At 27.6% G+C, this 26,820-nt stretch carries 24 protein-coding genes and 1 tRNA gene; 23 read left to right on the forward strand and 2 right to left on the reverse strand.

What is annotated here, in order from left to right:
- Window positions 1-188: 188 nt before the first annotated feature.
- From Q3223_RS06545 to Q3223_RS06645, 21 genes are all read left to right on the forward strand, one after another.
- Complete coding sequence (locus Q3223_RS06545) at window positions 189-923, forward strand: hypothetical protein (RefSeq protein WP_054269629.1); 735 nt, start codon at window positions 189-191, stop codon at window positions 921-923.
- 254 nt (window positions 924-1,177) lie between these two features.
- On the forward strand, window positions 1,178-2,359 hold the full coding sequence (locus tag Q3223_RS06550) for a molybdopterin molybdotransferase MoeA (protein ID WP_219673559.1): 1,182 nt from the start codon (window positions 1,178-1,180) through the stop codon (window positions 2,357-2,359).
- Between the two features lie 23 nt (window positions 2,360-2,382).
- A complete protein-coding gene (gene mobB, locus Q3223_RS06555) occupies window positions 2,383-2,916 on the forward strand; it encodes a molybdopterin-guanine dinucleotide biosynthesis protein B (protein ID WP_054269631.1) in 534 nt (177 codons plus the stop codon).
- A gap of 118 nt (window positions 2,917-3,034) precedes the next feature.
- The gene (locus Q3223_RS06560) at window positions 3,035-3,310 is read left to right on the forward strand and encodes a PTS sugar transporter subunit IIB (protein ID WP_021383888.1); all 276 of its coding nucleotides are present in this window, start codon (window positions 3,035-3,037) and stop codon (window positions 3,308-3,310) included.
- 240 nt (window positions 3,311-3,550) lie between these two features.
- Window positions 3,551-5,251 (forward strand): ABC transporter ATP-binding protein, encoded by a 1,701-nt coding sequence (locus Q3223_RS06565; RefSeq protein ID WP_054269632.1) that lies wholly within the window; start codon window positions 3,551-3,553, stop codon window positions 5,249-5,251.
- A 361-nt stretch (window positions 5,252-5,612) separates the two neighbouring features.
- Window positions 5,613-6,800, forward strand: a complete 1,188-nt coding sequence (locus Q3223_RS06570) for a hypothetical protein (RefSeq protein WP_054269633.1) — start codon at window positions 5,613-5,615, stop codon at window positions 6,798-6,800.
- Between the two features lie 65 nt (window positions 6,801-6,865).
- Complete coding sequence (locus tag Q3223_RS06575) at window positions 6,866-8,029, forward strand: M20 family metallopeptidase (RefSeq protein ID WP_054269634.1); 1,164 nt, start codon at window positions 6,866-6,868, stop codon at window positions 8,027-8,029.
- A gap of 151 nt (window positions 8,030-8,180) precedes the next feature.
- A complete protein-coding gene (gene zupT / locus Q3223_RS06580) occupies window positions 8,181-8,984 on the forward strand; it encodes a zinc transporter ZupT (RefSeq protein WP_054269635.1) in 804 nt (267 codons plus the stop codon).
- Between the two features lie 105 nt (window positions 8,985-9,089).
- Window positions 9,090-9,641 carry a DUF2812 domain-containing protein gene (locus tag Q3223_RS06585; RefSeq protein WP_223152868.1) on the forward strand — a complete coding sequence of 184 codons (552 nt, stop codon included), beginning with the start codon at window positions 9,090-9,092 and terminating at the stop codon, window positions 9,639-9,641.
- 255 nt (window positions 9,642-9,896) lie between these two features.
- Complete coding sequence (locus Q3223_RS06590) at window positions 9,897-10,610, forward strand: LytTR family DNA-binding domain-containing protein (protein ID WP_223152867.1); 714 nt, start codon at window positions 9,897-9,899, stop codon at window positions 10,608-10,610.
- On the forward strand, window positions 10,604-11,983 hold the full coding sequence (locus tag Q3223_RS06595) for a sensor histidine kinase (protein WP_223152866.1): 1,380 nt from the start codon (window positions 10,604-10,606) through the stop codon (window positions 11,981-11,983). Before Q3223_RS06590 ends, Q3223_RS06595 begins: the two co-directional genes overlap by 7 nt.
- Window positions 11,984-12,182: 199 nt before the next feature.
- A complete protein-coding gene (locus Q3223_RS06600; protein WP_054269639.1) occupies window positions 12,183-14,555 on the forward strand; it encodes a formate C-acetyltransferase/glycerol dehydratase family glycyl radical enzyme in 2,373 nt (790 codons plus the stop codon).
- A 14-nt stretch (window positions 14,556-14,569) separates the two neighbouring features.
- Window positions 14,570-15,472: a glycyl-radical enzyme activating protein gene (locus Q3223_RS06605; protein WP_074178840.1), complete on the forward strand. Its 903-nt coding sequence runs from the start codon at window positions 14,570-14,572 to the stop codon at window positions 15,470-15,472.
- Between the two features lie 20 nt (window positions 15,473-15,492).
- Window positions 15,493-16,044 (forward strand): helix-turn-helix domain-containing protein, encoded by a 552-nt coding sequence (locus Q3223_RS06610; RefSeq protein ID WP_054269641.1) that lies wholly within the window; start codon window positions 15,493-15,495, stop codon window positions 16,042-16,044.
- A gap of 160 nt (window positions 16,045-16,204) precedes the next feature.
- A complete protein-coding gene (locus Q3223_RS06615; RefSeq protein ID WP_284181764.1) occupies window positions 16,205-17,080 on the forward strand; it encodes a metallophosphoesterase in 876 nt (291 codons plus the stop codon).
- A gap of 155 nt (window positions 17,081-17,235) precedes the next feature.
- Entirely contained in the window at window positions 17,236-18,216 is a 981-nt protein-coding gene (locus tag Q3223_RS06620; protein ID WP_054269643.1) for an SPASM domain-containing protein, read from the forward strand.
- 504 nt (window positions 18,217-18,720) lie between these two features.
- Complete coding sequence (locus Q3223_RS06625; RefSeq protein ID WP_054269644.1) at window positions 18,721-18,942, forward strand: hypothetical protein; 222 nt, start codon at window positions 18,721-18,723, stop codon at window positions 18,940-18,942.
- Window positions 18,943-19,444: 502 nt separating this feature from the next.
- The gene (locus Q3223_RS06630) at window positions 19,445-20,314 is read left to right on the forward strand and encodes a nitroreductase family protein (protein WP_054269645.1); all 870 of its coding nucleotides are present in this window, start codon (window positions 19,445-19,447) and stop codon (window positions 20,312-20,314) included.
- Window positions 20,315-20,543: 229 nt separating this feature from the next.
- On the forward strand, window positions 20,544-21,410 hold the full coding sequence (locus Q3223_RS06635; protein WP_167639680.1) for an AraC family transcriptional regulator: 867 nt from the start codon (window positions 20,544-20,546) through the stop codon (window positions 21,408-21,410).
- Between the two features lie 154 nt (window positions 21,411-21,564).
- The gene (locus tag Q3223_RS06640; RefSeq protein WP_054269647.1) at window positions 21,565-21,762 is read left to right on the forward strand and encodes a helix-turn-helix transcriptional regulator; all 198 of its coding nucleotides are present in this window, start codon (window positions 21,565-21,567) and stop codon (window positions 21,760-21,762) included.
- Window positions 21,763-21,764: 2 nt separating this feature from the next.
- Window positions 21,765-22,208: a hypothetical protein gene (locus Q3223_RS06645; protein ID WP_167639681.1), complete on the forward strand. Its 444-nt coding sequence runs from the start codon at window positions 21,765-21,767 to the stop codon at window positions 22,206-22,208.
- Between the two features lie 194 nt (window positions 22,209-22,402).
- Here the strand turns inward: Q3223_RS06645 and Q3223_RS06650 are convergent, their stop codons facing one another.
- Window positions 22,403-22,750 (reverse strand): cupin domain-containing protein, encoded by a 348-nt coding sequence (locus Q3223_RS06650; RefSeq protein ID WP_054269649.1) that lies wholly within the window; start codon window positions 22,748-22,750, stop codon window positions 22,403-22,405.
- A 130-nt stretch (window positions 22,751-22,880) separates the two neighbouring features.
- Here Q3223_RS06650 and Q3223_RS06655 point away from each other — a divergent pair, with 130 nt between their 5' ends.
- Entirely contained in the window at window positions 22,881-23,756 is an 876-nt protein-coding gene (locus Q3223_RS06655; RefSeq protein ID WP_231300530.1) for a LysR family transcriptional regulator, read from the forward strand.
- Window positions 23,757-23,898: 142 nt separating this feature from the next.
- Here Q3223_RS06655 and Q3223_RS06660 read toward each other — a convergent pair.
- Window positions 23,899-23,986, reverse strand: a tRNA-Leu gene (locus tag Q3223_RS06660).
- 183 nt (window positions 23,987-24,169) lie between these two features.
- On the opposite strand from Q3223_RS06660, the gene polA reads away from it, so the two are divergent.
- Window positions 24,170-26,818, forward strand: a complete 2,649-nt coding sequence (gene polA, locus Q3223_RS06665) for a DNA polymerase I (protein WP_231300531.1) — start codon at window positions 24,170-24,172, stop codon at window positions 26,816-26,818.
- The last annotated feature ends 2 nt before the right edge of the window (window positions 26,819-26,820 follow it).

Here is a 26,820-nt window from a genome sequence, read left to right on the forward strand (position 1 = left end):
TTTCAAAATTCAACTTTAAAATATATTTTATTACAGAAAAATTACAAAGAGCTTCTTAATCTTATTAAATTCAAATAAATATTATATAATTATTTTATAATACAATAAATATAATTATTGAAAAAAGAGATAATCGTACATCGAGATATAGATAAATATTATAAAATTTGAGAAAGGAGGATTGATTTATGAAGTTAAAAAAGTCATTAGTTTGTGTAACTATTTTAGGTATTGTACTTGTTGGATGTCATAAAGAAACCACTAAAGAGAAAAACCAAGTAGCAAATAAAGCAACACAACAAAAAACTATGACAAAAGTTCAAAATGATGTTAATGAAATTATGAGTAAGGATTATAAGTTTGTTATAAAAAATATGGGAATACCTTATAACACAATTTATTATATAAAACCTAAAGATTTAAAAGAATCAGATACAATGCAAGATATAAATACATCAAGTTATATGACATTAGTTTACCCTAAATATACTGGAAATAATGAATTAGATGGAAGTGCTTTATACATTGATATTAATAAAAATAAAGTTGTCAATGTTGAAACAAACTCGTTTTCATCACAAAGTACTATTGATATTGATGCTAATGCCAGTATTATGATTGAAAAAAGCGACCATGAAAAATCAGCTGTGTCATTAGAAAATTTTAGAAAGATTGACTTAGGAGAGTATATTGGAGTTGATGAGTCTAGAATAAATGAAGTTGTTGGAGAGGCAAATTATGAGCTAACAGCATATAATCATGAAGGTAACAAAGTAGTTAAAAGTTATAGATTAAAAGAAGACAATAAATTATTAAAAAATGAAGTGCTTACAATAAGTATTGTGGATAACAAAATAAAATCTATAAAAACTATTGAAAGTGATAAAATTGTAAAAATAATAAAAGGAGCTTTAATAGAATAATGGATTCTAAAGCATACAAGGCTGTTTCAAGATAGAAGTAAATTTCTAGCTGGAAACAGTTTTTTTATAAGATTTATAAAATTTATTGAATATTAGTTAGAAATTATTTTATAAGCTTTATTAAATTTGAACTGCACTTATAGATAACAATTGGTTATAATTAAATATAAGATAAAATTATTTCTAAATTTTTCAATCTATAACATACTACATTGAAATGTTTTAAATAAAAAATATATTGGGGAGTATTTAAAATGATAGAATTAGCAGATGCCATAAAAATTATTGAAGAAAATGTTGTACCAATAAGTAGGGTGAAGAGAGTAAATCTTATAGATGCAGTAAATAAGGTAGTTGCAGAAGATATATATTCAACAATTGATAGCCCTCCATTTGATAGGTCACCATACGATGGTTATGCATATAATGCAAATTCTGAAAATAGAAACTTAAAGGTTATAGGGACTTTATATGCAGGAGAAGTATTTGATAGTGTATTAAATAAAAATGAAGCAGTGAAGATAATGACTGGTGGTAAAATACCAAGGGGTGCAAACTGTGTAGTAAAAAAAGAAGATGTAACTGTTGTAGATGATATGATAATTTTAAATGTAAAGTTAAAGGAATATGATAATTACATATTCAAGGGTGAGGATATAAAAAAGGGGCAATTGATTATTAATAAAAATCAGAATATAGGGTATGATGGCTTAGGAGTGCTAGCAAGTCTTGGAATATCTACAGTAACAGTGTATGATGATTTAAAAGTCGGAATCTTGAATACAGGAACAGAATTACAAGATATAAACGAGCCTTTAGAGGATGGTAAGATATACGATAGTAATAGATATACATTATATTCGAAACTCATAAAGCTTGGTATACAGGCAGATACAATATGTAATTGTTCTGATGATATATTAGAGTTAGAAAAAATAGTAAAGAATATGTTGAAAAAGGTAGATTTTTTAATTACAACAGGTGGTGTGTCTGTTGGAGATAAGGATTTAATTCCAGATGTATTTAGAAAAATAGGTGCACAAGAGTTATTTTGGAAAATAAACATTAAACCTGGAGGAGCTTGTTATGTAGCTACATTGGGAGAAAAACTACTATTTGGACTTTCTGGAAATCCACATGCAGCAATTGTGGTATTTGATAATGTGGTAGTTCCTGTGATTGAGTATTTGACATATAAGAAAAGGGAGCATTATATAAAAGCTATATTTAAGGGGGAATTTAATAAACTTTCAAATAAGGATAGATTTGTAAGTGGTAAATTATATACAAGTGAAGGTAAATTATATGTAAGGTTAAATGATAAGAAGGATGCTAAAGCTAGATTGTCAGCAACATTGAGAAGTAATTGTATGATAAAAATAAAAAAGGAAGAAACTATAAAAGAAAATCAGTTAGTAGATGTTGTTATTAGATAGTTTTATGAAAGGAAGTAAATTTTATGTATAATATATTGTCAGTTGTATCCTATTCTGGAGTAGGCAAAACTACATTAATTGAAGGTATAATAAAAGAATTAAATAAAGAAGGGTATAATGTTGGGGTTATTAAGCATACATGTCATGATTTTGATATTGATGAAGAGGGTAAAGATACTTACAAACATAGAAAATCTGGTGCTAAAAAGGTATGTATAATATCAGATAAACGAGTGGCATATATTGAAGAACTAAAAGATAATAATCCATTATATGAAATGATTCAGTTGTATAGAGATATGGACTTAATTATTATAGAAGGATATAAAAATTATAGGTTTAGAAGATTGGAGATAACTAGAGAGAATAAATATAAGGATATTTTATCAAATAGGTCTGATTTAATAGGAATTGTTAGTGATATAGAATATGATTTAAATATTAAACAATTTGATTTAAATGACTATAAAAATATATCAAATTACATAGAGTATTGTATAAAAAATGAGATTTTAAGTATAAATGATACTGAAATAAAAAACATATTAAAAGAATAATTTTAAGATACTCTTTTGATATAAAATGGTATAATTATTTATATAAATAAAGATATGAGAAATTTATCAATCGTATTTTGAATTATAAAATATCAAAGAAATCGTAGGAGGAAAAAATATGAAAAAGATATTAGTAGCATGTGGGGCAGGAATTGCGACATCAACAGTAGTTTGTGATAGGGTAGAAAGATTAATTAAAGAAAATAACATACAAGCAGAAGTTATACAATGTAAAATTGCTGAATGTGCAACAAAACAAGAAGGAGCTGACTTAATAGTATCTACTACTATATTGCCAACAACTTATGATATACCTGCGATAAAAGCAACAGCATACATAACAGGTATAAATACAGCTGCCTTAGATAAGAAAATATTGGATGCTCTGAAATAGTTTTGTATTTATAAAAAAATATTTAGTATTAAATATAGAGTTGTGTCTTTGTAAGAATTTATTTATAGAGATATAGCTCTTTTATATTGTTTTAAAGGTAGAGTTAATAATATAAGTATTCAATTTTATGAAAAATATTGATTTATATTGTAAATTTATAAAAGATTTAAAATTGTTGTTATGTTATACTAATTTATGGGTATTTTTTAGAAGTATCAATGGAGGAGGGATTTAATACTTATGATAAAACAATTTATAAAATATTATAAGCCGTATAAGAAAATTTTCACACTAGACCTTATAGCAGCTTTTTTATTTTCCTTATGTGATTTAGTTTATCCTATGATAACTAGAAATATAATGGATGATATTGTTCCAAATAAAAATTTAAGAATGTTAGTAGTTTTTGCAGTAGTACTTATACTTATATTTATAGCAAAAGCAGGGCTTAACTATTTTATGCAGTATTGGGGGCATGTTATAGGTGTAGATATGCAAGCTGATATGAGAAATGAAGTATTTACACATTTGCAGAGACTTCCAAATACGTATTTTGATAATAACAAATCTGGGGTAACTATGTCTAGAATAGTAAATGACCTAATGGATATAACAGAACTTGCGCATCATGGGCCTGAAGATTTATTCATTTCTATAGTAATGTTAGTGGGTTCATTCTTTATACTTATAGATATAAATATTCCTCTTACTCTCATAATATTTGCTATATTACCATTTATAATTTGGTTTGCAATAGCTAAAAAAGATAAGATGAATGTTGCTTTTATGAAGAGTAGAGTTACTATAGGTGATGTGAATGCTACCTTAGAAAATAGTATAGCAGGTATGAAAGTAACTAAGTCTTTTTGTACTGAAAAAGAAGAATTAAATAAGTTTGTAAGAAGTAATAAGTTATTTAGAAGAGCAAGACAAGATTCTTATAAAGTAATGGCAGAATATTATTCTGGGATGAACTTATACATGGATATTTTAGAGTGGGTAGTTGTCATAGCTGGTGGTTACTTTACTTATCTTGGAAAAATTACATTGGGTGATTTTGCTGCTTATATACTATATGTAAAAATGTTTATACAACCTATGAAAAAATTGATAAACTTTACAGAGCAATATCAAAATGGTATGACAGGTTTTAAACGATTCATAGAAATAATGGAACAAGACCATCAAAAAGAAGCTAAAAATCCTGTTGAGCTTGAAAATGTAAAAGGTAATATTGAGATAGAAAATATATCTTTCACATACGAAGATAAGACTCAAGTATTAAATAATTTGAGTTTATCTATAAAAGCTGGCAAGACGATAGCATTAGTTGGACCTTCTGGAGGAGGAAAGACTACATTATGCAATCTATTACCAAGATTTTATGAATTTGATGAGGGTGATATAAAAATTGATGGAAAGAGTATAAAAGATGTTAGTTTAAAATCATTGAGAAAAAATATAGGCATAGTTCAACAAGATGTATTTTTATTTACAGGAACTATAAGAGATAATATTCTTTGCGGGAATCCTAATGCTACAGATGAAGAAATGATAGCAGCAGCTAAAAAGGCGAGAATACATGACTTTGTAGAGACTTTACCAGATGGATATGATACTTATATAGGTGAAAGAGGAGTAAAATTATCAGGTGGACAAAAACAAAGAATATCAATCTCGAGAATCTTTTTAAAGAATCCTCCAATAATAATATTGGATGAGGCTACATCTGCGTTAGATAATGTGACAGAAAGGGAAATTCAAGAGTCTTTAGAAGAATTAAGCAAAGATAGAACAAATTTAGTTGTCGCACATAGATTAACTACTATAAAAAATGCTGATGAAATCATAGTATTGACAGATAAAGGAATTGAAGAAAGAGGTACTCATGAAGAGTTAGTAAACAAAAATGGAGTATATAGTAGATTACACAATAACTAGTGTATAAATTTTATACCATAACTAACATATACACTAAATTTATAAACATAGAATATATTAAGGTTCATAAATCAAATTCATCTTATATTAATGACTTGTTTTATGAAAAAATGTATTCTATGTTTTATTTTTTGCAAATTACAATTAATTCTATTTATAAGAATGGTGATAAATAGCCATTAGTTAGGATAACGTTTTTCTAAAAAGAATAATTTAGAAAGCTAACTTTAATTTATAGAATTTATAGAATTTTATGAAAAAAATCGGATTTTGACTTGAAATGTTTTTCAAAAGTAGTAAAATAATGGATAACTATACATACATTGTATACAAATATATTTATTATGAGGGGGGATTTTGTATGGAGGCAATAACAGCTTTTTGTCTGGTTTTAGTGTCACTGACGATAGGAGATGTAGTTTCAGCAAAAACTAAAGCTTTTGTTCCATCAGTTTTTGTATCAGCAATTATATTTATAGTAGGATTTTGGACTTTTTTCCCAGAAAATATAGTAGATTTAGCCGCTTTAGGAACACCATTAGCCCAATTGGGAATGCTTTTATTAATAACACATATGGGAACTATGATGAGTATTAAGGAATTAGCAGGTCAATGGAAAACAATCGTAATAGCTTTAGCAGGAATAGTAGGTATATGTGTAGGTGCTTTAGCATTAGGTACAGTAGTATTTGGATGGGATACAGCAGTAATAGCTACACCTCCTCTTACTGGAGGACTAGTTGCATCTATAATGATGGCAGATGCTGCTACAGCAAAAGGTCTTGCAAGTTTGGCAGTACTTGCAATTTTAATGTATGTTGCACAAGGATTTGCAGGTTATCCGATTACAGCATTGATGCTTAAAAAAGAAGGAAAAAGACTTTTATCAGATTTTAGAAGTGGAAAAGTAACTGCAAGTAAAGTTGAAGAAAAAACTGAGAATGTACCTGAACAAAAAAGTAGATTTAAGATAATTCCAGATTTACCTGAAAAGTATGATACAACATATATGATAATACTTAGATTAGGATTGGTAGCATGGTTAGCAGTACAATTTACAAATCTTACACATGAAGTTGTATCTAGATATGTTATATGTTTAATATTTGGTGTAATAGCATCAGAACTTGGAATAGTTGATAGAAAACCTCTTAACAAATCTGGTTCATTTGGATGGTTAATGACATCATTGATGGCTTTTATATTTGCAGGTTTAGCAAAGGCTACACCAGCAATGCTTGCTGAAATGGCAGTTCCTCTTGTAGGAATTATAATATTTGGTGTAATAGGTATGGGGATATTCTCTATTATAGCAGGTAAGCTTTTAGGCGAAAGTAAAGAAATGGCTTTTTCAGTTTCACTTACAGCACTTTATGGTTTCCCACCTAACTATATATTAACTGAAGAAGCAGTAAAAGCTTTAGCTGAAACACCAGAAGAAAAAGAATTTTTAATGGATAAGATGCTTCCAAAGATGCTTGTTGGAGGATTCACTACAGTTACAATAGCTTCTGTAGTAATAGCAGGTATATTTGTAAATCTAATCTAATATTTAACTGATAATGATAAAAAATATTTTAAAGAAGAAGAATATGTACTACCTGGAGGTCTGGAATGGATATTAAAGAAATAACAAAGAGTTATAAAGACTATGTGATTAAGCTTAGAAGGGAATTTCATGAAAATCCTGAGAAGAGTATGGAAGAAGTTAGAACATCAAAGAGAATCAAAGAAGAACTTGATAAAATTGGAGTGCCATATGTATCAGCTGGAGGCACAGGTGTAATTGCAACTATAAAAGGAGCTAAGCCAGGAAAGACTGTAGCACTTAGAGGTGATATGGATGCTCTACAAGTTGTCGAATGTACTGATGTAGAATATAAATCGAAAAATGAAGGGCTTATGCATGCTTGTGGTCATGATGGTCATACATCAATGCTTTTAGGAGCAGCGAAAGTACTAAATGATATTAAAGATAGTATTAATGGAACTGTAAAATTATTTTTTCAACCAGGAGAAGAAGTTGGTAAAGGTGCAAGAGCTATGATTAAAGATGGTGCGATGGAAGGTGTAGATAGCGTATTTGGGATACATCTTTGGACTGATGTGGAATCTGGAACTATATCAGTAGAAGAAGGACCAAGAATGGCTTCTGCTGACTTCTTTAAAATCACTGTAAAAGGTAAGGGTGGTCATGGCTCACTTCCTCATCAAGGTGTTGATGCAGTACTTGCAAGTTCAGCAATAGTTATGAATTTACAATCTATGGTTAGTAGAGAAGTAAGTCCTTTAGAGCCATTAGTTGTAAGTGTTGGAGTTTTAAATTCTGGAACTAGATTTAATGTAATAGCAAGTGAAGCTATCTTAGAAGGTACAATAAGACTATTTAATCCAGAACTTAGAAAACAAATTCCTTCAATTCTAGAACGTATAGCAAAATCTACAGCAGGAGCATATAGAGCAGAAGCTGAATTAGAATATGGATATCTAACTCCAGCAGTTATAAATGACAAAGAATGCTCAAAGATAGCAACTGATGCAGCAATTAAGCTATTTGGAGAAGAATGTATAACAATGTTTGAAAAAGTAACAGGAGCAGAAGATTTGGCTGAATTTATGAATATTGCACCTGGTGCGCTAGCCTTTGTAGGAGCTAGAAATGAGTCAAAAGGTGCTTGTTACCCTCACCATCATGGATGTTTTAATATAGATGAGGATGCGTTAGAGATTGGAACTGCTTTATATGTTCAATATGCAGTGGATTTTTTAAATAAATAAATTTAATATACTATAAGGAAAAAGCAGAGACTAAGTTTATATCTCTGCTTTTTTATTGTCTATAATTTTTATAAGGATTGACTATATAAAATATATATGATAGGATAAAAGAAAATGATAATCAATATCAAATAAAAAGAAGGTGATTTATTTGAATAATGTAGTGTTTGCATTTTTGATAACATTATTGGCAGGTTTGTCTACAGGTATAGGTAGTTGTATAGCCTTTTTTGCTAAAAAAACTAACACGAAGTTTCTTTCTATAAGTTTAGGATTTTCTGCTGGTGTTATGATTTATGTGTCTATGATAGAAATTTTTCCTAAAGCACAAGATGCTTTGACAAAGTCTATGGGAGAGAAAATGGGAAGCTGGTCAACTGTAATAGCTTTTTTTGCAGGGATGGCTATCATTGCAATTATTGATAAGTTAATCCCTCAAGAAGAAAATCCACATGAGATAAAGAAGATGGAAAATATAGAGGAACAAAATATCAAAAGAAATAAATCTCTTTTGAGAACAGGTATATTTACAGCAATGGCTATAGCAATTCATAATTTTCCAGAAGGTTTAGCTACATTTATATCAGCTCTTGACGATGTTACGATAGCTATACCAATAGCTATTGCAATTGCTATACACAATATACCAGAAGGTATATCCGTATCTGTACCAGTTTATTATGCTACAGGAGATAAGAAGAAAGCTTTTTATTATTCTTTTTTATCTGGTATGTCTGAACCATTAGGAGCAATTATTGGATATGCACTTCTTAGAAATTTCTTAAATGATATAACTCTTGGAATTATATTTGCAATTGTAGGGGGAATCATGGTATTTATATCGCTTGATGAACTATTGCCATCAGCTAGAGAGTATGGTGAACATCATTTATCCATTTATGGTCTAATTGCAGGCATGGGTGTTATGGCTATTAGTTTACTGCTATTTAAATAAGCTTATAGATATCTGATTGTAACCTAAAATTAATATCAAAATGATATAATTATTTAAATAGATTTTTTAAGATATTTAAAAATATCATTTTGGAGAGTGAGTATTATGAAAAAGAAAACAAGGTTTAAATTTGACTGGTATGGCTCACCTGATAAGATAGAGAAATGGTTAGAGGATATGGAAATTAAAGGATATAATTTATATAAGATAAATAGACTTGGTGGAATATTTTACTTTTATAAAGGAAGTCCAAGAAAAATAAAATACACTGTTGATTACTACTATGATGCAGAGAATAATTATTTTAATGAACATAAATCAAAAGGTTGGAATCTTGTTTTTAGGAGTATTGGCAGTTTTATGGGGACATCTTCATGGTATGTATGGTCTAAAGAATATGAAGATGTACCTCCTAAATTATATAGCGATTTTGATAAACTAAATAAAGTAAAATCAATTTTGTTTATGAACGTATTTACATTATTTTTGTTAGTGGTAATCTTTATATATTTATTATATGTTGAAGTAAGTAATCTATCTAGTGGTTATGGTGTATCAATAACTGCTATTGTACTACAGATTATGTTATTAGTTTTATATATAGTACAGTTATATAAGAGACTAATGTATTATCTAAGGCTTAAAAAGTTTAAATAAATAGAAGAGGGTACCTTGAAATGATTTTAAAAAAACTTTTAAGGTACTTTCTTTTGTTCATGAATACTGTTTTTTAATACTGTTGATTTTTATTGTGAAATTGATATATCAAAATAACAATTGCATAAAATTGAGTATTGATATAAATAATTTGAAAATGTTATTCTAAAGTATCAGATGTGTAAAATCACATCTGAGTAAATTAATTCAAATATTTTAACTGTATTAATTAAAAATCGTGCAAGGAGGAATTTTATGATTAATATAGCAGTTTGTGAAGATGAAAAAGAAACTCAACTTTTAATAGTAGATTATATTGAGAATATATTAAAAAATATAAGTATAGAATATGAAATAAAAAAATATTTATCTGGAGAAGAGTTACTTGAAAACAACTTAAAAGACATAGATATACTATTTCTTGATATAAAGATGGAAAAACTAAATGGAATGGATACTGCAAGAAAGATTAGAAAAATGGGTAGTGAAATGGAAATAATATTTATAACCTCCTTGATAGACTATGTACAAGAAGGATATGAGGTAAGAGCTTATAGATATTTGCTAAAGCCGATAGAATTTGAAGAATTAAAAAAACATATGCTGACTTGTATTAAGGATATAGAAACAAACAAGGATAGTTATATCATAATAAAAGATAAGTCAAACACATATAAGATTTATTTAAATGAAATTAAATATATAGAAGTTCAAAAAAAAGAGATGCTAATACACACTATAAATAAAAATTTTTATATAAGATATAGCTTAAACAAAATAGAAAAAGAATTAAATCTATCTAGATTTATAAGATGCCATAAAAGTTTTATAGTAAATTTAAGCCATGTTGAAAATATAAAGTATAATATTGCAATATTGGAAAGTGGTGAGGAAGTACCTATTAGTAGATATAGGTATAAAGAGGTTAAGGAGAAGTTTTTGAGATTTCTTGGTGATACAATATGTTAAATTTCATGACTGAGCTATTATTAATTTTATCTATATTTATAAGATTTACTATAATGAAAGATGTATTAACTTACAAAGAAGAGCATAAAAAAAATGAAAAAATAATATTCTGTATTCTGTTGTTCTTAATTTATACTATGCTTCAAGTAACTAGATTATTGAATGAAGGAAAATATTCTAATAATATAAACTATTTATTTCCTATTGTAGCATTTATTGTATGGGGAGTATATTATAATTATTTTTACAAGATAAGTATTATTAAGTATACTGTTTTCTTTTATTTATTCAGTGTATATTATGAATGTTTAAACGATGTTGTATATAGGGTACTATTTTTTGTGATTACAGGTAATGTCATATCGTCTAAGGAATATTTATTAGCATCTCAACTAGATTATATAAAAATTCATATATATAGTAACTTAATAATGATTCTTATATACATGGTATTTTATTTTTTTAGAAAGTATATAAAATCAATTACTCAGGATAAGAGAAATTATGTATATTTATTATTTGCTTTATTAGCTAATACAACTAATGTATTCACAAATTATATATTAAAGAAATTAGAACGGTTTGGGTCATTATATTCGGAAGGATATTATTTTGATAATTTTGTGAATCCAAAGTTAATAGGAGCTAGTAGTATACTTCTTATACTAGTATTTAAAGAAATAATAAAAGAAAATAGATTAAAATCTCAAAATGAATTAATAAAAAATAAGTTAGAGATGCAATATGCACATTATTTAGCCATTCAAGAATCCCATATGAAGGTTAGGAAGCTTTACCATGATATAAATAATCATATTTATTGTGTAGAGAATCTCAAAAATAATAGTGAAGAAATAGATGAATATGTGAGTAATTTAAAAGATGAAATTAAATCATTTAAATATATTTATAATACAGGAAATATGATACTAGACATTATAATTAACGAAAAGAGCGAAATATGTGCAAAAAAGGGAATTAAATTTAATTGCTGCATAAATTTTTCAAAAATAAATTTTATGAAGCCTATAGATGTCTCAAGCATTTTTTCTAATATTTTAGATAATGCTATAGAAGCATGTGATAAAATCATGGATGAAAATAGTAATAAATATATCAAAATTAAAGGAACTATAACGAAGTCATTTTTTGTACTTAAATGTGAAAATAGTAAGATAAATTCTATTACTATAAATAGAAGTATATTATTGACAGATAAAATGGATAAATTTATGCATGGAATAGGAATTCAGAGTATTAAATCGTCTTTGCAAAAATATAATGGAGAACTATTATTTGAAAATAATAAGGATAAGTTCATGCTGAATATATACATACCATTGAATCAAGATACTGACAGTTGGGATGATTAAGTTACTAGTTGGACTATACAAATTTTATATTTCAAATCATTAGTATATTAGTTTACTATAAAAATTCATAACAAGATAGAAATAGATTATATATAAATTATTTGTGCTTCCATTTTATGTAAAAGGACAGTATAATATAATTAAAGTATGTTATAACATACAAAAAGATAATAGATATTTATCTAAAGGGGGATTTTAAATGAGTCAAACTAATAGAATAGAAGAATTTAGACAAGAATACATTAATTCTAAGCCTATGATATGTTGTGAAAGGGCTAGAATTTTTACAGAATCGCATAAAAAAACTGAGGGAGAAGCTATATGTATAAGAAGAGCTAAAGCTTTTTTAGAGACATGTAAAGGACTTCCTATAAAAATATTTGAAAATGAATTAATTGTTGGGACAGCAGGTAAGTTTAGAAGAACAGGTATATTGACACCAGAATTTTCTTGGCAATGGGTAGATAAAGAAATGGATACCTTTGACGAAAGAACTCAAGACCCATATGTAATATCAAAAGAACAAATAGAATTTATAAGAAAAGAAATATTCCCATATTGGAAGGGAAAATCTTTGGAAGAAGTTTTTTTAGCAAGAATCCCAGAAGATACAGCTAAGATATTGGTAGATACAGGTATAATAGACAATGACTCTAAGTGGAGACAGGCAGTTGGTGAGGTAACACCAGATTATCAAGATATACTATTTGTAAAAGGATACAAAGGAATTAAAGAAGATGCAGATAAAAAAATAGCAGAATTAGATATATCAATTTCAGAAAATATTGAAAAAATAGATTTCTACAAATCTGTTTCTATAGTAGCAGAGGCTATTATGACACTGGCAAATAGATATTCAAATCTTGCAAAAGAAATGAGTGAATCTGAAACAGATGAAAAAAGAAAAGCAGAACTTTTAAAAATAGCAGAAATATGTATGAATGTACCAGCAAATCCTCCAACTAGTTTTTATGAAGCAATACAATTTGTATGGTTTGTACAACTAGGTGGTGTTTTATCAGAAAATCCTCTAGCATTAAATTTAGGTAGATTTGACCAATATATGTATCCATATTATGAAAATGATGCTAAAGAAGGTAAGATAACTGAATCAGAAGCTCAGGAACTAATAGAAGCTCTTTGGATTAAGTTGTCAGAATGGGTATGGACTATATCAGCAAATACAGCCAATTATTTTGCAGGATATAATCAATTCCAAAATCTTACTGTTGGTGGCAAAAAGAGAAATGGTACTGATGGAACAAATGCTATTTCATATATGTGTTTAAAGGCTACAGAAAGTGTAAAAACTCATCAGCCAGGTTTAAGTGTTAGAATAAGCCAAGGAGCACCAGATGATTTCGTTATGGCAGTTGCAAAACTAGTAAAACAAGGTACTGGTTTCCCTGCTATACACAGTGATAGTGCAGGGGCACAAATGTTATTACAAGATGGATATGATGCAGAAGATGCAAGAGACTGGAGTAATTGTGGTTGTGTAGTTCCTCATTTTAGAAAAACAGGGCAATGGACTTCAGCAGTAAATATAAACTTTGCAGCAGCTTTAGAATATGCCATGAATGAAGGTAAAAGTAGATTAACTGGAGAAACAATGGGGTTAGATGCAAAGAGTATCACAGAATTTACTTCTTTTGAAGAACTTAAAGATGAGTTTTTAAAGCAATTAGCATACCTTATCAAAAATTCTGTTATAGGAACTACTGTTGCACAACAAATTCATAAAGAAATGGTACCAAGACCATTTTTGTCTACTTGTGTAGATGGATGTTTAGATAAAGGTACTGATTTAAGTAAAGGTGGAGCAAAATATAATATAGGGCCTGTATTAACTGGTATAGGGCTAGGAGTGGTTTCAAACTCACTAGCAGCCATAAAAAAATTAGTATTTGAAGATAAAGTTACTACACTAGAAGAGTTAACAAAAGCACTAAACAATGATTGGGAAGGTTATGAAGATTTAAGAAAACTTGCACTTGATGTTCCTAAGTATGGAAATGATAATGATTATGTAGATTCATTAGCAATTGAAGTTTCTGATTTTTATTATACAGAAACTAGAAAATATAAAGATATATTTGGTTCAAAATTTAATAGTGCATTTATGGGAATATCAAACTATGTGCCAACTGGAAAAATTGTAGGTGCAACTCCATGTGGAAGAAAAGCAACAAAACCTTTGACAGAAGGTGTTTCTCCATTCGTTGGGACTGACACAACAAGTCCACTAGCAGCTATGAAATCTGCATCAAAAATAAATCATGATGTTCATACTGGTGGAACTCTTTTAAACTTAAGACTGAATCAAGATTTAGTGGAAACAGAAAGAGGACTTAGAAATCTATCATCTATGGTAAAATCATACTTTGCTCTAGGAGGATTCCATGTACAATTTAATACAATATCAAACGATATTCTATTAAAGGCTCAAGAAAATCCAGAAGAATATAAAGATTTACTAGTGAGAGTTGCTGGATATAGCACTCAATTTGTTAATTTATCAAGAGAAATGCAAGATGCTATAATAGCTAGAAATGCACATAGTAAATTTTAATTACGAGGTATATTATGAGTAAAAAAGGCAGAGTTGTAAAAGTGCAACATTTTTCAGTAAATGATGGAGATGGTATAAGAACCACTATATTTTTAGAAGGATGTAAATTAAAGTGTAAGTGGTGTTCTAATCCAGACTCTTGGAGTAATATAGTCAAGTTAGGCGTCATGAAAGATAAATGTATATCTTGTAATAGATGTATAGATGTTTGTCCTCAAAATATAAGCTCACTATTTGATAGAGCTCAAATAAATAGTAAGTGTAATTTATGTGGAGAATGTGTCAAGGTATGCCTTAAAGATGCTATCTGTATAATGACTGAAGAAATGACAGTTGAAGAAATTATAAAGGAAGTTGAAAAAGATTTTATATTTTTCTTTGAGTCTAATGGAGGAGTAACTTTTTCTGGAGGAGAGCCAACACTTCAAATTGATTTTTTAAGAGAATTAGTGGATGTATTTTATAATAAAGGTATAAACATAGCAATTGAAACTTGTGGATACTTTGATTGGAATAAAGTGAATGATGTATTTGAGAAAATAGACCATATTTTTGTAGATATAAAATCGATGGATGACAATGTTCACAAGGAATACACAGGAGTAAGTAATAAAATTATATTGGAGAATATATGTAAGCTTTCAAAGCTAAATAAATCTATGGTTATAAGAGTTCCAATTATTTGTGGAGTTAATGATAGTGAAGAAAATATAAGAAATACTGCATTATTTGTAAAACAAAATGTTCCAGAGGGAAAGATGGAATTGCTTCCATATCATAAATTTGGAATTGATAAATATAAGGCATTAGGGCTTGAGGATTATATATATGAATTTGATGAAATTTGTAATAATCATATGTTAAAATTAAAAGAGATAGTAGAACTTACAGGAGTAAAAATCATAGAATACAAATAAGCTATCAGGAGGATTTTAACATGGATAATAAATTTCCTAATGTGGGAGAAAATTTAAGGTTATTAAGACAAGAAATGGGCATAAGTTTAGATAAAGCTTCAAAGATGACAGGTGTCAGTAAAGCAATGCTTGGTCAAATTGAGAGAGGGGAATCTAGCCCAACAGTATCTACCTTATGGAAAATTTCATCTGGATTTAAAATAAATTTTACAACACTATTAAGTGAAAACACAAATACTTATGAAGTCATAAAAAAAGAAGAGGTAGAACCTATTATTGAACAGAAAGGGAATATGAAGTTATATCCAATATATCCTTTCAGCCCTCAGAGGAGGTTTGAACTCTTCATAATTGAACTTGAAGAGAATTGTACTCATGTTTCATCTACACACAGTCATGTTTTAGAAGAGTATGTACTTGTAATAGAAGGAAAACTTGACCTTAATGTTGATGGAAAAACTTATATTTTGGAGTCTGGACATTCTATTAGATTTGATGGAACCTTAGAGCATATATATAAAAATTTAAATAAAGGAAAAACTATATTTCATAATATAGAAGTTTATAGATAATTTTATAGTTATCCTTTTCTAAAATAAATTATAATTTTAGAAAAGGATAACTTGTTTTTATAATATTGGAAAAAATATATATGTATTAATGTTACTGTTTAAAAAAAAACATAAAAGCATTATAATAATATTAACAAAATAGAATAAAGAGGAAGATAATATGATTATAAAGGTTTTATTGACAGTATTAGTATTAGTGGTATTGTATATTCTGTATAAATATGAAACTCAGCATATAGAAACGACAGAATATACTATTTTTAATGAAAAAATTCCAAAAGAGTTTGATGATTTTAAAATAGTTCAAGTAAGTGATTTACATAATAAGGTGTTTGATAAAAAAAATAATAAGGTATTGATAGATAAAATTGATTCCTTAAATCCAGATGCTGTATTTATAACAGGAGATTTAGTTGATGGAGAAAATAAAAATTTTCAAGTTGCACTAGATTTAATAGACAATCTAGTAGAAAAATATGAAGTATATCATATAATTGGAAATCATGAACAAAAATCTTTGATAAAAAAGTACAAGCATTTATATAAAGACTATTTTAAAAAGTTATATTCAAAAAAAATAATAAACATGGAAAATGAGTCTGTAAGAATAGATAGAGGAGATAGTCATCTTAATTTATATGGTTTAATTATACCATTAGAGTGCTATCCATATTTTTTTGGCAATAATAAAAAGTTAGAATTAAGTGACAATTTTATAGAGGATAATTTAGGGAAGATAAATGAAAATGAGTATAATATACTTTTAGCTCATACACCATTTTTCTTTGAAAAATATGCAAAATGGGGAGCAGATTTAATTTTAGCTGGACATGTTCATGGTGGTATAATAAGGATACCTTTTATTGGAGGTGTATTATCTCCAAATAGAGAATTTTTTCCTAAGTATGACTGGGGCAAATATGAAAAAGATAATAGTACTATGATTTTAAATAAAGGCTTGGGAGGCTCAAAAGTTCTAATTAGACTTAATTGTAAACCAGAAATAGTCAAAATTATATTGAAATCTAATGAATAATAATTTGTATATAAGCATCAATAACATATAGATAAAGTTGATGTTAAATCCAGTTAAACATGTACAATGACCAATTTTGAATAAATGTTGAATTAATAAAAATAAAGTGCTATTTTTAGCATAGAATGTTTAAAATATGGGGGGATAGAAGAATCATGTGTGATATAAGTAGATTTTATGAATCTGTAAGAAATAAATATCCAAAACTAAAAGATGGAACCAGGGTTCATATGTGGCCAAAGGAGAACCTTATAATTGGACCAATTTATGATGAAGCAAATGGATATGAAAAAAGCATAGGAAATGTGGATAGCTTAACTTGGAATCAAATTGTCGTATTGGCAGAATGTGATGGGAAAAACACCACTGAAGATGTAATAAATATATTATCCAACAGATATAGAAATATACTTAATATGAAAGAAAATGTTATAGAATTCTTTAGGTTTTATGAGAACGTATATTTAACTTTTGAAGATGAAGTACAACCATTGTCAAGTGTTTTTGAGATAACAGGAAATAAAGTATATCTTACTCCTTTATATTTTACGATAGAGATGGATGGTGACAATAGTACAAGTAAATATTTTTCTGAAATCATAAGTTTATTAAAGTGTATGCATGAAAAGGGTTGTAGATTTATAGAAGTTATTGGTGAAGATATTTTAAAAAATAAAAATATGAGAGAAATATTTCAATATATGCTAGACTATTTTGATTTGATTGTGGTAACTAAGGAGAGCTTTACTATTGATAGAGGATTGATAAAAGAATTAGATGATTATCGTCATAAAGTAATCTGGAAAGTATATTCAAAGAATGATAATGCACATGTTAGATTAAAAGAAGATATAAAAATAACTAGTCTGATAAAAAGAGGGCATACAGTAGTAAGAGAAGATAGGGGAAAAGCAATAAAGATAGAAGATATGAGATTTAAAGATACAAAAGAAAGATTTTCAAAATATGGTGCAGAATGGAGTCATTTGTACATTTCTTCTGATGGTAGTGTAAAATCTTATTCACTTCAAAAAGATAAAAGAATCTATTTAGGTAATATATTTAACAATTCGGTTGAAGAGATTTTCTTAGAGATGCAAGATAAGATTGATAAATTAGAGATTGTATATCAATAAATACTAAAAGTATATTTTATAAGAGTTTTATAGACTGTTTATTTAATTTTATGTCAATAATTATAATGAGGTGATATAACTTGTTAAAATTATTGGATAAATTTTTTTATGATTTTTTACTTAAATGCTGGTTATTTATGATGTTATGGATTTTTAGAGAACTTTTTACAAATTTTAAAATGACTAAAAAATTTAAATTTCATAAAATATTTATGTAAAAATCATATAAAATTCATATAGCATATGTATTATATAGAGTATAGAAAGACTAGCTTAAAAACCATAATATAATACCCTATTGTAATGATAACCCTCCCTCACATCCTCAAATAGAGTTATCATTACAAGAATTAATCCATAAATTTTAAATTTATGGTTTTTTTTTATTTAATTTGTTTTATTATATTAGAATATGATTTATTATAGAATATATACTAAGTAATATAGAATACAATAATTAAGTTTCTGACATGTTTTTAACTATATTAATAAGGAGGAGTATTTATGAATGTAAATAATCACAAGTGCCCAGAGTGTGGTGAACACAGTAAAAAGTTTGAGATAGTAGAGGAAAATGAGGATTGTGTGACATTTGAATGTTACACTTGTGGAACTATATCTATATTGAAGTATTGTGAAAACTGTAAAGAATTTGTATTTGTAAATATTCCAAATAATGTGGAGACATATGAGTATTGTTGTGGAAAATGCAATAATAAGATTTAATATAATAAATATACGTAATTTCATATATCATTTATACAAATCTCATATAAAATTCACATATAAAATGTATTATATAAATATAGAAAGAACTAGCTTAAAACATAATATAATTACCCTAAATTTATAATGACAACTCTCCCTCACATCCTCAAATTATAGTTGTCATTATAAAATAACTTGGCTGTTTCAAAATGTGAAATCATTTTAGGAACAGCTTATTTTTTGCAAAAATAAAGAAGGCAACGGGAAGCCTTCTTTCGTGTAAAAAAAGTTTAATTTTTTGTTAAGATTTGTTTGTTTATTTTATATTACCTTTATAATATGTGTTTATTTGAAGGTTGGCAATGGATTTTGCGCAACTGGTCATTATTAATGTAAAAGTGGAATATTATTAATAAATAATGATTACAAAATTGTAATTATTATTTGTTAAGTAAATGAGTAAAATATCATATTAATGGGTATATAATTAATAATATACTAGTTTGGGGAGGATAAAATTATGAATTATAAAACAATCATATTAAATAGAAAGTCTGTTAGAGAGTACAAGAACACAGATATTAAAGAGGAATATCTTAGTGACATTAAGAAATACTCAGAATCTTGCAAGAAACTAGTTCCAGAAATAGATGTTGACATAAGAATTATGAATAGAAATGAAGTTTTTGACAATTTAGATAAAGTGGCAGGATATAAGGGAAATATGATAGATGCTCCAAGTTATATTATCATATTATCTGATGTAAAAGATAACTATATTGAAAATTCAGGATACATAGGAGAAAGTATAATTTTTAAGGTGACAGAACTTGGAATAGGCTCTTGTTGGGTTACTTTTGAAGATGGCAAAAAAGTAAGAGAGAAACTTGGAATTGATTCAGATAAAGAAGTAACAGGAATTATAGCAATTGGATATGGCGAAAATGTAAGTAATACTAAAGTACTAAACGCTACAAAGACTGGCGAAAATTATTCAAAATCTGATATGCAAGTTGTATTAGACAATGGTTCTTCTAGACTTGGTGTAGAAGATGTAGTTTACATGGATGAATGGGGAAATGATGCAAGTATAGAAGTATTAGAAGAAAGAGCACTTCTTGAGGCATTCCACTATGCAAGATTAGCACCATCTACACTAAACAGACAGCCATGGAGATTTATAGTTGATGGAGGAGTTGTAGTTTTAGCTGTTAGAAAAGATGGGCATACTAGTCTATATGAAGAAAAAATAGATGTGGGTATTGTTATGCTTTACTTTGCAACAATAATAAGTGCAACTATGTTTGAATTGAAGTGGAATTTAGGTACTCCAGACAAAGATTACAAAGTACCAGAAGATTATAAAATAGTTGGATACTGTAATATATAAGATAATTTAATACTTAATTTAACTACACTTAAATTAATTTTTATAAAAAGTTCAATAACATTCTATAATATAATGTTATTGAACTTTTTTATTGTGTAATACAACTTTTTTATTCATTACAGCTATGAATAAAAAAATACCTATGAATTTAAATGCTTACAATTTTGTGCATGAATAGAGAGGTATATTATTTTATTAGATTGTATAATTTGCTTGGAGGTAATATCAAATGGAATGGATAAATAAATTAAATCAAGCTATTACTTATATTGAAGATAATCTTGAAAGTGGAGTAGATTATGCAGAAGCAGCAAAAATCGCATGTTGTTCAACCTTTCATTTTCAACGAATGTTTTCATATATTGCAGATGTACCATTATCTGAATATATTAGACGAAGACGTATGACTAAAGCGGCATTTGAACTACAGAATAGTAACATTAAAATTTTAGAACTATCAGAGAAATATGGTTATGATTCACCAACATCTTTTAATAGAGCTTTTCAAAATATACATGGCATTTCTCCGTCGGCAGCTAGGGCAAAGGGAGTTGTTTTAAAAGCATATCCTAAGATGACACTGAGTATTTATGTAAAAGGGAATGTAGAAATGCAATATCGTATTGTAGAAAAGAAAGGATTCCGTATTGTTGGTGTAAAAGAAAGTATGAATATGATTGTAGAAGAGTGTTTTGATAAAGTTCCTAAGTTGTGGGCTAAATCCATAAAAAATGGAACAATTGATAAACTTTCAGAATTGATAAATAACGAGCCTCAAGGATTACTAGGAGTTAGTGTATGCACTAATGGTAAAGATTTAGATTACTATATTGCTGCTCCAACAGATAAGTCTGTATTAGAAAATACATATGAATACTATATACCATCAGGTACATGGGCAGTATTTGAATGTGTATCTCCAATGCCAAATGCTTTGGCAATACAAGAATTACAAAAAAGAATTATTACGGAATGGTTACCAAGCTCTGGATATGCATATGCTAATTTGCCAGATATTGAACTTTATCCTAATGGTAATGTCAATGCTCCTAATTATACTACAGAAGTTTGGATTCCAATTAGGAAACAACATTAAAGTTAATTAATAACATAATATTTTAAAATTGCAGACTTAAAAAGGTCTGTTATTTTTTTTGAATAAATGGAAAGTAGACTTTACATAAGAGAAAAATAGTTGTATAATTATGGAAAGTAGACTTTACATTAATGAGATATTAAAGGAGAAAAAGGTGAAAAATAGATTAGAAGAAATAAGAAAAAAGAGAGGTATAAGGCAAGAAGAACTAGCATCTGCTTTGCAAGTATCAAGACAAACTATAGGTTCATTAGAAAATGGTAGATATAATCCTTCTATCATATTAGCTTTTAAGATAGCAAGATATTTTGATATGAATATTGAAGAAATATTTATTTATGAGGAGGAGTAAAAATGAAAAAGAGCAGATTATACATTGGAGTTGGATATTTTGTTTGTGGAATTCTACTTGTTTTATTGGCTATATTTACAGAGTTTTCATTTGAGGCTTTAATTTGGGGATTATCTGGAGCTGCTTTAGGGCCTGGGGTATGTATGATTTTTCAATATATATATTGGAGTAAGCCAGAAAAATCTGTAGAATATGAAGAAAAGCTAGAGAATCAAAGAATAGAGATGAATGATGAAAGAAGAATTATGTTACGTGATAAATCTGGACGAATTACTAACCAAATCATGTCTTATATTTTCGTAATTCTTATAGTTATTGTTTCTGTATTGAGAGTATTCTCTGTAATGATAATAAGTAAGTGGGTTTTAATTGTTCTTGGATTGCTTATTTTATTTCAATTTATTTGTGGGGTTGTTGTATATAATAAATTAGATAAAAAGTTATAATACTAAGTATAAAATTATATAAAAGTAAATTAGCTTTAAAGTTTATATTAGGAGATGAATTTATATAATTGTATAAATTCTTAAAGCCACAAGTATTATGTATTGTGGCTTTTTTATATGGAACTCTATATGTTTTAAAGATAATTACTATAGTATACTTACTTATGAATGACTTTTAGATATTATAAAATAGATTAATCTTCGTATAAATCACCACTATTTTCTTTATTCAGAGTTCCTTCTAATTCAATCATTAGAAATTTTGTAAGTTTTTTAACTACTGGTCTATGTATTGTATTTTGAGGAACAATGATAAATTCTCCTTCTTTAACTTCTGTCAACCCCTCTAAAGTTTCTAAATTAAATTTTCCTTCTATTACATAAAACAATTCGTCTGATTTTTCATGAACATGAAAATCTAGACTTCTGTTTGCTACTTGTACAACACTTAGTATGTTATTATTTATCTTTCCTAATTTTTTGTATACATACAGTTGCTCAATATTATTTACTTCTTCAATTATATTAGTTTTTGATAACATTAGAGTCTCCTTTAAATTTTATTTTGTTTGACTTTTACTATACCTGTATGTTAACATCAAATTTATTATTTGTGAAATAGATTGATTTGATTGTATCAATCTGATATTTAGATAATATGGAGGAATAGATATGGAATTAAAACATTTGAATACATTTTTAATACTTAGTAAAATTAAAAATTTTACTAAAACTGCTGAATATTTGAACTATGCACAATCAAATATTACAGCTCATATACAACAATTAGAAAAAGAATTGGATGTACGTCTCTTTGAACGTATAGGAAAAAGTGTAGCATTGACTAGAGAAGGTGAGAAGTTGCTTCCATATGCTGAAAAGATGCTTTTATTGTCATCAGATATAGAAAAAATGTATAAAGAGAAAGATAATTATGGGCGTATTGTTATTGGAGCATCAGAATCTATTTGTATTTTTAAGTTACCTGAGATTATAAAAATATATAAAGAGAAATATCCAGATGTTGACCTTTTTATAAAAACTCTAGATTCTTCTGATTTTGTTCCTTTACTTGCAGATAATACTATTGATATAGCATTTATACTTGATTTACCTATAAATGATAAATCTGCTATTTCTGAATTAAAAAATGAGGAGCCTATCTGTGTATTATCAGTTCCAGAAAGTGATGTAGCCTTAAAAGAAAAGGTGTATATTCAGGACTTTCAAAATGTTCCATTCATTTTGACAGGAAAGAGTTGTTGTTATAGAAATCTGTTTGAAAAAGAGCTGTCTGAATCATCTATAGCACCTAAAATAGTTCTTGAAACTGGAAGTATTCAGGTAATTAAACAAACAGTACTTAGTGGACTTGGATTGTGTCTTCTTCCAGAGCTTGCAGTGGAGAAGGAATTAGAAAAACATGAGTTGATTAAGATTCCATTTAATACCAACTATAATATTTATTCACAATTAATCTACCATAAAGATAAGTGGCTTTCTAAGAATCTTTGTGATTTTATTTCTATAGTTAAAGAAACATACTAGATTATTTTAAAACTATTTAATATATTAATGTATTTTGGTTAATAAAGTAATTTAAAATTCAATAAGTATCAATATAAAATTATGATGTCAAAAAATAAAAAAGCCCCTAATCTATTGAATAAATAGCTTTAGGAGTTCTTAATGGTGCCCGAGGCCGGACTCGAACCGGCACGGAGTATTAGTCCGGTGGATTTTGAGTCCACTGCGTCTACCAATTCCACCACTCGGGCATGTCATGTATATTATTATAGCAAAAAAATATATTGTTTGCAACATATTTAATTTTAATATACTATTATTATTATGGGAATATTAAATAACAGTATATTGGTATATAATATATATGTTAGAAAAATATATTGGTATATAATATATATGTTAGAAAAATAGATAATTTTTAGGAGTGATATAATTTGGAAAAAAAATTAATTATAATAGATGGAAATTCAATAATAAATAGGGCTTTTTATGCTCTTCCAGAAATGAATAATAAAGAAGGTCTAAAGACCAATGCTATATATGGTTTTACAACAATGCTATTTAAAATGATTGATATATATAAACCAACACATATAAGTGTAGCTTTTGACAGGAAAGCACCTACATTTAGACATCTAGAATATAAAGAATATAAGGCTGGAAGAAAGGGAATGCCAGATGAATTGGCAGAGCAATTACAGCCATTAAAAGATCTTTTAGATAAATTTAAAATAAACAGATTAGAAATAGATGGTTATGAAGCAGATGATATTATAGGTACTGTTTCTAAAAAGGCAGAAGAAAATGGATATAAGGTATACATAGTAACTGGAGATAAAGATGCTATTCAGCTTGCTTCAGATAATACAACTACTCTTATAACAAAAAAAGGAGTTGGAGAAGTAGAAGAATACAACTTTAATTCTGTGATTGAAAAGTACGAGATGACTCCAACACAGTTTATAGATTTAAAAGGTCTTATGGGAGATAAGTCAGATAATATACCTGGAGTACCTGGAATAGGTGAAAAAACAGGTATAAAACTTATAAAGGAGTTCTCTAGTATAGAGAACTTAATAGATAATACAGAGAAGCTTAAAGGTAGTGTAAAAAAGAAAATAGAAGAAAATAAAGAACTTGCTATTCAAAGTAAAAGACTAGCAACTATTATAAGAGATGTACCAATAGAAGTAAATTTAGACAGTATGATTTTTGGTGATTACGATAAAGATGAGCTTTTAGATAAATTTAGATATTTTGGATTTACAAGTCTCTTATCAAGATTGGTTGATTTGGTTGATTCAAATGATACAGAGCAAGTAGAAGAAAAAATAGAAATATTAAAATTGAAAGAGATAGACAAATTTATAGATGAAGTGAAGGAAAAAGGACAAGTTATTTTAAAAACTGTTAGAGGACAAGGTAATATACTTGAAAAAAATATAATATATATTTTTATAAGTATAGATGGAGAAAAAATATATTATATAGATTCAGATGAAATAACAAAATTAGATAGTATACTTTCAAATAACGAAATTAAAAAATATGGATATAATTTAAAAGATGATTATATATCTCTAAAACCATATAATATAAACTTGGGAAATATGTATTTTGATATAACAATAGCTGAGTATTTAATAGATTCAACTTCATCTACTTCATATGATTGTGGTGCAATAGCTATGAAGTACTTATCAAAAAAGGTTAAATCAAAAGAAGAGTTATTAGGAAAAGGAGTTAAATCTAAAAACTATGAGGATTTAGAATTTGAGGATTTAGCTGAGTACATGGGTCAAATAATATGCACAGTAAAAGAAACAGTTCCTATGATGGAAAGAAGTCTAATAGATATGAGTATGGATGGTCTTTTTTATCATGTAGAGATGCCTTTAGTAGAAGTTTTAGGGCATATGGAGTATGAAGGCATAAAAGTAGATAAAAGTATCCTAGATGAATTGAGTGTTGAGTTTAAAGAAATAATAGCTACATTAGAAAAGGAAATTTATGAATTATCTGGAGAGCCATTCAATATAAATTCACCAAAACAACTAGGTGTCATATTATTTGAAAAATTAGAGCTTCCAGTAATCAAAAAAACTAAGACTGGATACTCTACTAATGCAGATGTTTTAGAAAAATTAAGGGATAAACATCCAATAATAGATAAGATAACTGAGTATAGACAAATAGTAAAGCTAAACTCTACTTATGTTGAAGGACTTTTAAATATAATAAATCCAGAGAGTAATAGGATTCATTCATCATTTAATCAAACAATAACAACTACAGGAAGAATTTCATCTACAGAACCAAATCTTCAAAATATACCTATAAAAATGGAAATGGGTAGAAAAATAAGAAAAGTGTTCATTGCGGATGATAATTGTAAGTTGGTTGATGCCGATTACTCACAGGTAGAACTTAGAGTTCTTGCACATATGAGCCAAGATGAAAATATGATAGAAGCATTTAAACACAATGAAGACATTCATACTAAGACAGCTTCACAAGTTTTCAATGTTCCTATGGAAAGTGTCACTAGTGAACTGAGAGGTGCAGCTAAAGCAGTAAACTTTGGGATTATATATGGCAAAAGTGATTTTGGATTGGCTGATGATTTAAATATACCTGTGCCAAAAGCAAAAGAGTACATTGAAAGTTATTTTGCTAAATACCATAAAATAAAAGAATTTATGGATATGACAATAGAAAAGGCTAGTGAAGATGGATATGCTGTAACAATTTTAAACAGAAGAAGATATATACCAGAAATAAAATCAAGTAATTTTATGGAGAGAAACAGAGGAAAAAGATTTGCGATGAATGCACCAATACAAGGAAGTGCAGCAGATATAATAAAAATTGCAATGATAAATGTTCATAAAAAGTTGGAAGATAATAATTTAAAATCAAAACTTATACTACAAGTTCACGATGAATTGATAGTTGAAGCAATTGATGATGAAATAGAGATAGTTAAGAAGATAGTAAAAGAGGAAATGGAAAATGCTGTAAGTATGGATGTTCACTTAGATGTAGATTTAAATGTCGGTAGTTCTTGGTATGAGACAAAGTAGGT

The sequence above is a fragment of the Clostridioides sp. GD02367 genome (assembly GCF_045900275.1).
GTDB lineage: Bacteria > Bacillota > Clostridia > Peptostreptococcales > Peptostreptococcaceae > Clostridioides > Clostridioides difficile_A.